Below are 4709 nucleotides of genomic sequence, written 5' to 3' on the forward strand. Positions count from 1 at the left end.
GCTGGTCCCGGAGACCAAGGGCCGCAGCCTGGAGCAGATCGAGCTCGACCTGCGGGAGCGCCAGGGCGTCGCGGCCAAGAGCTGAACCCGCCTTACCACTCACGACAAGCCACGGCAGACCTTTCCGGTCCGGGTTCAGCTCTTGGCCGCGACGCCCTGGCGCTCCCGCAGGTCGAGCTCGATCTGCTCCAGGCTGCGGCCCTTGGTCTCCGGGACCAGCCACTTGGTCAGCCCGAACAGGACCACGTTCACCCCGGCGAACAGGAACATCGAACCGCCGATGCCGAGCGACTTCGGGTCGGAGATGATCGGGAACACCGCGCTCACGATGCCCGTCGCCGCCCAGAGGACGACGCTGCTGACGCCCATCCCGGTGGCCCGGTACTTCAGCGGGAACACCTCGGACATCATCACCCAGACCACCGCGCCCCAGCCGAGCTCGTAGCCCACCAGGTACAGCACCATCATGACCAGCATCAGGATGCCGCGCGTGCCGGTGTCGTGGACGTTCAGCACCACGAGCCCGGCCGCCACCAGGGTGAGCACCATGATGACGTTGCCGATGAGCAGCAACGGCTTGCGGCCCCAGCGGTCCACCACGAACACGACCCACGCGGTGAACAGGAACTTCGTGACCCCCAGCAGCACCCCGGAAAGGAGCGCGGCCTGCGTGGCGAAGCCGAGCCCGATCAGCATCGTCGGGAAGTAGGCGTTGATCGCGTTGACGCCGCTGAACTGCTGGCCGATCGCGAGCAGCAGCGCCACGACGAGCATCGGCCGCACGAACCCGGAGAACAGGTCGCGGATCCGCGGCTTCTCCTCGGTGTCCAGCCGGATCACCTCGTGGATCGTGGCGATCTCCTCGTCGAGGTTCACGCTGCTGCCGTGCGCGCTGGCCAGCACCCGCCGGGCCTCGGCCTCCTGGCCGTTCTTGACCAGCCACCGCGGCGTCTCCGGCAGGAACACCAGCCCGACGAGCAGGACCACCGCGGGCACGATCGCGCCGGCGAACATCCACCGCCAGGCCGAGATCGGCCCGAGCCAGTAGCTCACCAGGAACGCGATCAGGATGCCCAGCACGATGAAGATCTGGTTGAGCGCGCCCATCGCGCCCCGCCACCTGGCCGGCGCCAGTTCGGACAGGTAGGTCGGGACGGTCGACGACGAAAGGCCGATCCCCAGCCCGATCACCAGGCGCGAGAGCACCAGCAGCAGGAACGTCGGCGAGAAGCTCGCCGCCAGCGTGCCGACGATGACGATGGCCGCGGCGACCATGATGGTGCGGCGGCGGCCGAGGGCTTCGTTGGTACGACTGGAGAACAGCGCGCCGACGATCGCGCCGACCGACAGGCTGGCGGTGATCACGCCCTTGTCCCAGCTGGTCAGCGCCCAGAGTTTCCCGATGAACGGGAGCACCCCGGAAATCACGCCGAGGTCGTAACCGAAGAGGATGCCGCCGAGTGCGCCGAAGAAGTACAACGTGGTCCGGCTGATGTGCCGCGCCGGTGCTGCCGGCGTCCTTGCCGGATCGGTTTTTGCCGGATCGGTCATTGCCGGGTCGCCTCTTTCGTAGGTCCAGTCCAGCCAGCGGCACCACATTCACACGCCGGAAATACCCGGGCAAGACAGTCGTTGATAACGATTCAGAAACCTGATCGCCGTTCACGTATGTGATTCCGACAAACCCGGCATGGCCCCGCGCGGCGCTGACTGTTTATTCCACTGTGGACAGTGTGGAGCACGGAAATCGTCGAAACTTTACAACGCTCGGAACGCTGGTTTACCGTCCCTCTGGAAGCGCTCCCAGAGTGTGGAGGCAAAGGTGCACAACGTCGTGCCGAGTACGCATTCCCCGTCCCGGTCCCGGTCAGCGAGACGGCTCCTCGTCTCCGCGCTCGCCGTGCTGCTGCCCGCCGCCCTCGCGGTCACGGTCGGCGCCCCGGCCTCCCCCGCCGCCCCGGCCGCGGCCGCCACCACGTGGCGCAACGCGGAAATCGCCGGCGGCGGGTTCGTCCCCGGGATCATCTTCAACCAGACCGAACCCGGTCTGGTCTACGCCCGCACCGACATCGGCGGCGCGTACCGGTGGAACACCGCCACCGGGCGCTGGCTCCCGCTGCTGGACTCGGTCGGCTTCACCGACTGGGGCCACAACGGCGTCGTCAGCCTGGCCACCGACCCGGTCGACCCGAACCGGGTCTACGTCGCCGCCGGGATGTACACCAACAGCTGGGACCCGAACACCGGGGCCATCCTGCGGTCGGCCGACCGCGGCGCGACCTGGCAGGCGGCCGCGCTGCCGTTCAAGCTCGGCGGCAACATGCCCGGCCGCGGCATGGGCGAGCGGCTCGCGATCGACCCGAACCGCAACAGCGTCCTCTACCTCGGCGCGCCCAGCGGCAACGGCCTGTGGCGCAGCACGGACTCCGGCGTCACGTGGGCGAAGGTGACCGCCTTCCCCAACCCCGGCAACTACGCGCCCGACCCCAGCGACACGACGGGCTACCAAAGCGACAACGAGGGCGTCACCTGGGTGACGTTCGACCCGTCGACCGGTACCCGCGGCAGCACCACGCAGACGATCTACGTCGGCGTCGCGGACAAGCAGAACACCGTCTACCGCAGCACCGACGGCGGCACGACGTGGGCGCGGCTGGCCGGCCAGCCCACCGGGTACTTGGCGCACAAGGGCGTCGTCGACAGCGCCGGCGGCTACCTCTACCTGGCGACCAGCGACACCGGCGGCCCGTACGACGGCGCGAAGGGCGACGTCTGGAAGTACGCGATCAAGACCGGCACCTGGACGCGGATCAGCCCAATCCCCTCCGACAGCTCCGACGACTACTTCGGCTACAGCGGCCTGACGATCGACCGCCGGCACCCGAACACGCTGATGGTCGCGACGCAGGTGTCGTGGTGGCCGGACGTGATCTTCTTCCGCAGCACCGACGGCGGCGCCACCTGGACCCGGATCTGGGACTTCTCCAGCTACCCCGACCGGTCGCTGCGCTACACGCAGGACATCTCCTCGGTGCCGTGGCTGACCTTCGGCACCCAGCCCGCTCCCCCGGTGCCGTCACCGAAGCTGGGCTGGATGACCGAGTCGGTGGAGATCGACCCCTTCGACTCGGACCACCTGCTCTACGGCACCGGCGCGACCGTCTACGGGACGTCCGACCTCACGAAGTGGGACAGCGGCGGGAAGATCACGATCAAGCCGGTCGTCGGCGGCCTCGAGGAGACCGCGGTGCTCGACCTGATCAGCCCGCCGTCGGGTGCTCCCCTGCTGTCCGGGCTCGGCGACATCGGCGGGTTCCGCCACGACAGCCTCGACGCGGTCCCGGCCACCATGTACACGCAGCCGGTGTTCACCACGACCACCAGCCTCGACTACGCCGAGCTGACGCCCGCGACGATCGTGCGGGTGGGCACCCTGGACCGTTCCGCGCGGCCGAACGACAACCGGATCGCCTTCTCCACCGACGGCGGGAAGAACTGGTTCCAGGGCGCCGAGCCGGGCGGGAACGCCAGCGGCGGCACGGTGGCCGCGGCCGCCGACGGCAGCCGGTTCGTCTGGAGCCCCGAGGGTGCGAACGTCAGCTACTCCGTCGGCTTCGGTTCGTCGTGGACGGCCTCCACCGGCATCCCGGCCGGCGCGGTGGTCGAGTCCGACCGCGTGGACCCGAAGCGGTTCTACGGGTTCGCCGCCGGGAAGTTCTACGTCAGCACCGACGGCGGCGCGACGTTCACCGCGACCGCGGCCACCGGGCTGCCGACCGGCTCCGCGCACTTCAAGGCGCTGCCCGGGGTGACCGGGGACATCTGGCTGGCCGGCGGTTCCGGCGCGGCGTACGGCCTCTGGCACTCCACCGATTCCGGAGCTTCGTTCACGAAACTGGCGAACGTCGCCGAGGCCGACAACGTCGGGTTCGGCAAGGCGGCCACCGGCCGGACGTATCCGGCGTTGTACACGATCGCCAAGATCGGCGGGGTGCGCGGGATCTTCCGGTCGGACGACGCCGGGAGCTCGTGGACGCGGATCAACGACGACCAGCACCAGTACGGCAACATCGGGGCCGCGCTGACCGGGGATCCGCGGGTGTACGGCCGCGTCTACGTGGGCACGAACGGCCGGGGCGTGATCGTGGGCGAGTCCGGCGGCACCCAGCCGCCCCCGACGACGACCACCCCCACCACCCCGACCACGCCGACCACGCCGACCACGCCGACGACACCCACCACGCCCACGACCCCGACGACGACCACCACGCCGGTGCCCTCGGGGTCCTGCACGGCGGCCTACACCGTCACCAACCAGTGGCAGGGCGGGTTCCAGGCTTCGGTGAAGGTGGGCAACACCGGCACCGCCGCGGTGACCGGCTGGACGGTGACGTGGACGTTCGCCGACGGCCAGAAGGTGACTCAGGCGTGGAACGCGCAGGTCACCCAGGCCGGGGCGGCGGTGACGGCGCTGGACGCCGGCTGGAACCGGACCATCCCGGCCGGCGGGAGCGCCGAGTTCGGCTTCACCGGGAGTTCGGGGATGGTGAACTCCCGGCCGGGCGCGATCTCGCTCAACGGGCGGGCGTGCACGACGTCCTGACGCACGTCCTGCCGCCGCTCGTCGTGAGTGGTAAGGCGAGTTAGAACCCGGCGGCCAGGTCGGCGCCCAGTGCGGACGCCCCGTTCGGCCAGGTGAAGTCGGGGAT

At 69.8% G+C, this 4709-nt stretch carries 2 protein-coding genes; one reads left to right on the top strand and one right to left on the bottom strand.

The annotated features are described in order from the left end of the window. Positions 1–135: 135 nt before the first annotated feature. A complete protein-coding gene (locus tag ABZW17_RS46600) occupies positions 136–1479 on the bottom strand; it encodes a sugar porter family MFS transporter (protein ID WP_354829440.1) in 1344 nt (447 codons plus the stop codon). Between the two features lie 343 nt (positions 1480–1822). Here ABZW17_RS46600 and ABZW17_RS46605 point away from each other — a divergent pair, with 343 nt between their 5' ends. Further along, positions 1823–4603 (top strand): cellulose binding domain-containing protein, encoded by a 2781-nt coding sequence (locus ABZW17_RS46605; protein WP_354829437.1) that lies wholly within the window; start codon positions 1823–1825, stop codon positions 4601–4603. Positions 4604–4709: the final 106 nt, after the last annotated feature.

Source organism: Amycolatopsis sp. NPDC004625, from assembly GCF_040609695.1.
Classification (GTDB): Bacteria; Actinomycetota; Actinomycetes; order Mycobacteriales; family Pseudonocardiaceae; genus Amycolatopsis.